General features: G+C 57.4%; 1 rRNA gene (cut by a window edge). It reads left to right on the top strand.

Features of this window, described 5'->3' with window-relative positions:
* The first annotated feature begins 217 nt into the window (after window positions 1-217).
* A 16S ribosomal RNA gene (locus tag ACFUVW_RS18985) occupies window positions 218-1480 on the top strand; it runs 360 nt beyond the window's last position.

The following is a 1480-nucleotide window of genomic DNA, read 5'->3' as shown; positions in this document are numbered from 1 at the left end:
GTAAGTTTGAGGGGTTGCCCCGGCGGGGTCGGAACGGATGGTTCTGGTTCTGCGGTGTGCGTCGGTTGTTTGAGAACTCAACAGTGTGTTTGATAGTCAATGCCAAATTTTTGAACCCTTTGTGGTTCCTTTGGATCGGACTGAGCAGTTCAGCTTGGTCTGGCCAGTATCGTTGAATGCTGCGGGCTCTTTTGGGGGTTCGTGGTGTTTCTCTTCTTTTACGGAGAGTTTGATCCTGGCTCAGGACGAACGCTGGCGGCGTGCTTAACACATGCAAGTCGAACGGTGAAGCCCAGCTTGCTGGGTGGATCAGTGGCGAACGGGTGAGTAACACGTGAGCAACCTGCCCTCCACTTCGGGATAAGCCTTGGAAACGGGGTCTAATACCGGATATGAGCTCGCATCGCATGGTGTGGGTTGGAAAGTTTTTCGGTGGGGGATGGGCTCGCGGCCTATCAGCTTGTTGGTGGGGTGATGGCCTACCAAGGCGTCGACGGGTAGCCGGCCTGAGAGGGCGACCGGCCACACTGGGACTGAGACACGGCCCAGACTCCTACGGGAGGCAGCAGTGGGGAATATTGCACAATGGGCGCAAGCCTGATGCAGCGACGCCGCGTGAGGGATGACGGCCTTCGGGTTGTAAACCTCTTTCAGCAGGGAAGAAGCGCAAGTGACGGTACCTGCAGAAGAAGCGCCGGCTAACTACGTGCCAGCAGCCGCGGTAATACGTAGGGCGCAAGCGTTGTCCGGAATTATTGGGCGTAAAGAGCTCGTAGGCGGTCTGTCGCGTCTGGTGTGAAATCCCGAGGCTCAACCTCGGGCTTGCATCGGGTACGGGCAGACTAGAGTGCGGTAGGGGAGACTGGAATTCCTGGTGTAGCGGTGGAATGCGCAGATATCAGGAGGAACACCGATGGCGAAGGCAGGTCTCTGGGCCGCAACTGACGCTGAGGAGCGAAAGCATGGGGAGCGAACAGGATTAGATACCCTGGTAGTCCATGCCGTAAACGTTGGGCACTAGGTGTGGGGCTCATTCCACGAGTTCCGTGCCGCAGCTAACGCATTAAGTGCCCCGCCTGGGGAGTACGGCCGCAAGGCTAAAACTCAAAGGAATTGACGGGGGCCCGCACAAGCGGCGGAGCATGCGGATTAATTCGATGCAACGCGAAGAACCTTACCAAGGCTTGACATGTACGAGAAAGCCCCCGAGACGGGGTTCTCTTTGGACACTCGTACACAGGTGGTGCATGGTTGTCGTCAGCTCGTGTCGTGAGATGTTGGGTTAAGTCCCGCAACGAGCGCAACCCTCGTCCTATGTTGCCAGCGGGTTATGCCGGGGACTCATGGGAGACTGCCGGGGTCAACTCGGAGGAAGGTGGGGATGACGTCAAATCATCATGCCCCTTATGTCTTGGGCTTCACGCATGCTACAATGGCCGGTACAGAGGGCTGCGATACCGTAAGGTGGAGCGAATCCCAA

Origin of the sequence: Isoptericola sp. NPDC057391 (genome assembly GCF_042668085.1) — a bacterium.
Classification (GTDB): Bacteria; Actinomycetota; Actinomycetes; order Actinomycetales; family Cellulomonadaceae; genus Isoptericola.
Note: the sequence above shows the minus strand (reverse complement) of the source record. Positions and strands in the feature narration are given on the sequence as shown.